Below are 3,992 nucleotides of genomic sequence, written 5' to 3'. Positions count from 1 at the left end.
GACGGCAAACAACCAGGTCCTTGACCAGCGCCGAGCGCTCGATCAGTGCCGAGGTCTCAGCCAGGCTTTCCATCGCCGGTTCTTCCTGCCAGTTTCTGCCCGTCTTGAATAGCCGTCCGGGTTGCCGCCTGCAGTCTGCCGGGCTCAGCCGAGTCTGGCGCTGTCTGCCGGAGTCGAGATGACATCTTTGAGTTCCGATCGGCTGGCGACGTGCAGCTTCGAATACACCTGATAGAGGTGTCCCTCCACAGTGCGGACGGATACGTGCATCTGTTCCGCGATCTTGCGGTTGGACGTACCGGCAGCGGCCCGGACCGCCACTTCACATTCCCTCGCCGTCAGGGTTGAGGTTGTAAGCGACCGCAGCCCGTTCTTCGGACTGCCGAACTTGTCATCGAGGGACTGCTGCGCCCGCTGGGCGATCCGCAGCGCGATGCGGTTGCCGGCGTCGTTCGCGCAGCCGACGGCTTTCCGCACCGCGTCCCGGGCGAACACGGTGTTGCCGCATGCCTCAGCTTCCTTGGATGCTGCCAGTAACTGCTCGCTGTCAGCCTCGCGCATGCCTTCGGCCAGCCGCGAGCACAGGGCCGCAAATTGTCCGGTCACCCTCCCGCTCAGGCTGCCGAGCTTCTGGCCCGTCTGGCGGTCTCCCAGCCGGGCCGCGGCGGACTGGAACAGGAGCGCGGGGGCCAGTGCTGACGTTTCGGCGTCGTTGCCCGCTTCGGCTGAGAGCGCACGGATGGACATTGCCCTCTGGCCGAGCTCGGCCTGGGCCGACAGTTCGAAATAGCGTGTGAGCCGTTCCACCAGCCAGGCCGCGGGCGGCCTGGCCTGGGCAAGATCGTCCAGTAGCAGGCCGGCCATTTCCTCTTCGCCCTGGAGTGCGGCGGCATAGGCACACACGGCCGCGGCCAGGCCGCCCAAAGCGTCGGGGTCCTGCGCCCGAAGCTGCCACCGGCCCGCCTGGAGCCGGGACAAGGCGTCGTCGAGGTGTCCGGCATGCAGGTCCATGACGCCGTGCCCGATCTCAAACATCCCGCCCAGCCTGGTCTGGGGCTCTGCGCCGCTGTACGTCTCCTCAAGATAGACGGACGTTTCCCTGAACTTGCCGGAGAGCAAAAGGAGGAGGAGGAACCTGCCCCTGATCTCACGAACCGCATGGTCCGGGAGCTGCACGCCGGCTGTGGCCGCCTGGATCTGCTTTCCGAGGGCGAGCGCCCGCACCACGTTGCCGGTGACGGCCAGGGCCTCGCTGCGCACGCTGGCGGTCAGGATCCTTGGTTCGCTGCCCAGGTCCCCCGCGTCCACGCCGTCGGTTATGGCCAGGACTTCGTCGTAGCGTCCACGGAAAGCGGCGAGCCCAGCCTCCGCCAGGCGCAGCCGCTCCCGGGCTGCAACGGCAACTGAACTCTGTGCGGCGGGCTCGGCAGCCAGCCGCTCGGCGAACTCCTGTATCCGGGCTTCGGGGTCGGCGCCCGGGGCGGTGCTGCGTTTGTCCAGTTCCACGCGCAGCAGCTGCAAAGCGGTCCACTCGGTCAGGGGAAGCTTGGCGCACGCGCCGTCATCCAGTGCCTCCAGAACCCGGCGTGCGGAGTCCTCGTTGTTCACCGAGATGTGGGCATTGACTGTTTCGATGGCCATCAGGGCAGCGGGTTCGCTTCCTTCGACCTCCTGGACAAATCGCAAGGCGGCCGCGTGGTCGGATGCACCGTTCGCGGCGCGTGCGGCGGCCAGGGCGACCTGGGAGCTCACCTCTTCCCCGCAATCCAGCGCCCAGGCGACGCCGGCCGAGCCGCCGGTGTCCAGCGCGTCCGATTCCTGGAGAACGGCCGTGAGCCGGCGGCGGAGTTCGGCGCTGCGCCCGGGCGGGACCACGTTGGCGACAATTCCGGCGGTCACCGGATTGGCGATGCTGACCATCGGCGGATGGTCATGGGTGACCCGGATCAGGGCCCGCTCCTGGAGCGCGTCCATATCCTGCGGGTTGGCGATGAGCATGAGGGTCTGCAGCGGGACTGCCCCGGCGAGTGCCAGGAGTTCAAAGACGTCGCGCTGGCCGTTGCCGAGCCGGTTGAGGCGTGCCTTCACGACGTCCCGGATCTCTCCGGTCAAGGCGATGGGGCCGTTGCCCAGGAACCATACACCGTCCTGGCGGATCACTGTGCCCAGCTTGATCTGCTCCCGGGCCAGGGAATGGAGGAACAAGGCATTGCCCCCGCTCGCACTCCAAAGCGCCCGGGCAGCGGTCAGGGAGAACCGGCCGCCGTATTCGTGGTGCAACGTTGTTGCCGTCTCTGCGAAGTCGAACGGTCCGAGGTCCACCCGTCGGAGCAGGTCATCCTTCCACAGGCCCATGATGTCCCCGCCAATGTGCGGCATGTCAACGCACGCCGCCAGCAACGTGACATGGGACCCGGCGCTCAACTGGGCCACCATCATGCTGGAGAGCTCGTCGAGGTCATGGGCGTTGTCCACGAAGAGGACGATTCGCCGGCCTTCGGATTTGTTGTGGAGCAGCTGGGTCAGTCCGCGCAACACCATCAGCGGGTGCTCGAGGTGGGAGGCGTCGAGGTCGTTGAGCAGGACGCTCAAGGCCCCGTAGGGAAGCTTGGAGGATATGGAGCTGCCCCTGACCTGGACTACCAGGTACTCGTCGCCGAGCTGCTCCAGGGCGCGCTGGGCGATAAAGGACTTGCCGGCCCCGTGGTCGCCCACGAGCACGATGCCGCAGCCGGAACCCGACGTCAGGGTCTCAACGATGTCGGCAACGACCTCCTGGCGGGTGAAGGGTCTGTCCTTACTGCGGCCATGACCGTTTCTTTGCGCCGGAAACACTATTTCTGTCTGGCCGCTGCCCGTTGGCAAGCCGGCGTCTTGCTGGAACATATGAGAGACCTTCGCAATCAAAGTGTGAGCGGTGATACCTCAACGGTAGGGACTAGGCGTATTTTCGGTATGCGTAAGTAGTACTCGATTACCTAGCGAGTATTCCGCCCGCTCTACGTAGCTGTACTCAGTTGGACCGGCGCTGCCGCAAGGCCCAAACCAAGTAGTCGCCATCCCGCCGCACGTGTCCGGCGCCGGTAGCGGCCCGGACACCGGGGAAGCGGCCCCGCTACGGCGGGCCGGCCGGCGGACACGGGCCCACGCGGCCTCTCCCTTGCTTGCCGCTAGTGCCCGCCGATACCGGGAAGCTGCTCACGGCCCTTGACGTTGAGCTTCGCGTAGCTGCGGTAGAGATGGCCTTCAACCGTGCGCACGGACACCTGGAGCTCTGCGGCAATCTGCCGGTCAGTGAGGCCGCGTACCGCCAGCGCCACAATGTCGCGCTCGCGGCGGGTCAGTATGCCGAGCGAGTCATCGTTCTTGGCCGCTTCGTCGCCGGGAAGGTCATCGGCCCGGTCCAGGCACCGCTTCCGCTGGGAATTGGCCATGCGCTCCCTGAGGGTGTCGCCCGCGGCCCGGTAGGCGTGCGCCGCGGCGTCGTAGGCGAGGGCGGCAAAGGCCCACAATTCCGCCGCTTCACAGGCTTTCGCGGCCTCAAGGAGGTCTGCGGCATTGTCCGCGCTGATGGCTGCGGCGTAGGCGCAGATCGCGGCGGGCCTTGGCCCCTCGAGCCCGGCCCGGAGTTCGAGCAGCCTCGGCGCCGAGTCCGTGTCCCCCAGGGCCAGGCAGAAGGCCAGCGCGTCGAGTTCGAGCCCGGCGTTGTCCACTTCCGGGTAAGGTCGGCCGAGCCGCTTCAGTTCCGCGATGGCACCCGGGTAGTTCCCGAGCCGGGCCTTTCCATAGACCACGGCCATCGCGGCCAGCGAGCGCATGTACCGCGGCAGGGCCGCGGGTGCTGCCTCGAAGTCGGCGAGGAGTAGCTCCGCCTTCGTCTGGGCACCGACTTCGGCGGCTGCCGCGAAGGCCATGGCCGCCGTGAGCGCGAACAGCTGCTGGGGGTCGGTCAACCGCAGCGCTTCGAGCGCGGCACTTAGCGTGTTCAGGGC

At 67.2% G+C, this 3,992-nt stretch carries 2 protein-coding genes; both read right to left on the bottom strand.

The genetic code is table 11. From position 1 onward, the window contains the following. Positions 1 to 144 precede the first annotated feature (144 nt). Complete coding sequence (locus LQV45_RS19865; RefSeq protein ID WP_374208253.1) at positions 145 to 2,886, bottom strand: LuxR C-terminal-related transcriptional regulator; 2,742 nt, start codon at positions 2,884 to 2,886, stop codon at positions 145 to 147. Between the two features lie 284 nt (positions 2,887 to 3,170). Continuing rightward, a partial coding sequence (locus tag LQV45_RS19860; RefSeq protein WP_230008485.1) for a helix-turn-helix transcriptional regulator occupies positions 3,171 to 3,992 on the bottom strand: 822 nt, incomplete at its 5' end.

The sequence above is a fragment of the Microbacterium sp. Bi128 genome (assembly GCF_918698205.1).
Note: the sequence above shows the minus strand (reverse complement) of the source record. Positions and strands in the feature narration are given on the sequence as shown.

Bases quoted from the DNA above. Each gene is read 5' to 3' on its own strand.
- LQV45_RS19865 (WP_374208253.1), bottom strand. From the start codon at position 2,886: ATGTTCCAGCAAGACGCCGGCTTGCCAACGGGCAGCGGCCAGACAGAA.